The 1,282-nt window shown below is 38.1% G+C and carries 1 protein-coding gene; it reads right to left on the minus strand.

What is annotated here, in order from left to right:
• Nucleotides 1–61 precede the first annotated feature (61 nt).
• Nucleotides 62–1,194, minus strand: a protein-coding gene (locus HLH16_RS08235; RefSeq protein WP_223235881.1) for an IS3 family transposase whose coding sequence is annotated in 2 segments (ribosomal slippage) — nt 62–942 and nt 942–1,194 — 1,134 coding nt in all. Because the reading frame shifts where the segments join, the coding sequence is not laid out codon by codon here.
• Nucleotides 1,195–1,282: the final 88 nt, after the last annotated feature.

The raw sequence follows: 1,282 nt of genomic DNA on the forward strand, positions 1-1,282 counted from the left end.
AGAGGTGGTCCCACATGTTTGAACAACTAAAAGCTTATTTATAAGTGATACTCTGCTCTAGTTAAGCTACCTTATTTTGTTGTGGTAGCTGGTCATAGTAAAACTCATCTGGAGTCATTTTGTCCAGACTCGAATGAGGTCGTTTCAAATTATAAAATTCAAAATATGCGTTTAATTGCTTCTTCGCATCCAAAACATTGCTGTAGGCTTTGAGATACACCTCTTCATATTTAACGCTCCGCCATAATCGTTCAACCATCACATTATCAACCCATCGACCTTTACCATCCATACTGATTTGAATGCCATTTGATTTCAATACATCAATAAATGCATCACTGGTAAACTGACTGCCTTGGTCTGTATTAAATATTTCAGGTCGACCATATTTTTCAATAGCTTCATTTAATGTTTCTATGCAAAATGTAACCTCCATACTAATCGATACTCTATGCGCAAGTACCTTGCGGCTATGCCAATCAATCACAGCACATAAATAAACAAAGCCTTTTGCCATAGGGATATACGTTATATCCGTAGACCACACTTGATTACTGCGCTGAATAGCCAATCCTTTGAGCAGATATGGATATTTGCGGTGAGCTTGATTAGCCTGGCTTAAATTTGGTTTGCAATATAACGCATTAATGCCCATTTTCTTCATTAAAGTACGTGTATGACGTCGTCCTATATGATGTCCTTGACGATTCAACAAATCACGCATCATCCGGCTACCTGCAAAAGGGTATTGCATATGTAACTCATCCATACACCGCATCAGCTTCAGATCTGATGCACTCACAGGTTTTGGGCGATAGTAATAACAACCACGGGAGACTTTCAGCAGCTGAGCTTGCTTAGATACTGAAATCTGAAGTGAGTCATCGATTAACTTTTGTGGTTGAAGCGGCCCAGTTTCTTCAACACACCTTCTAAAAAATCAATTTCTAATGCCTGCTCACCGATTTTTGCATGTAGTTTTTTTAGATCGATGGGTGGTTCTGTTGGAGCTTTTGATTGATCGAAAGCTTGCGAGGAAGCTGAAATCAGTTGATTTTTCCAGTCGATAATTTGGTTTTGATGAACATCAAATTCAGCACTCAATTCAGCAAGTGTTTTTTCTGCTTTAATCGCAGCAAGTGCTACCTTAGCTTTAAAATCATTTGAATGATTTCTTCTTGGTCTACGTGCCATAAAATACTCCATATATTGATGTTTATAACATCATTTGGGGAGCAAAATATCACTTATAAGTGTTGTTCAAATTTCCTGATCCACCTCT

Source organism: Acinetobacter sp. ANC 5378 (assembly GCF_013004315.1).
In the GTDB taxonomy this organism is placed as follows: domain Bacteria; phylum Pseudomonadota; class Gammaproteobacteria; order Pseudomonadales; family Moraxellaceae; genus Acinetobacter.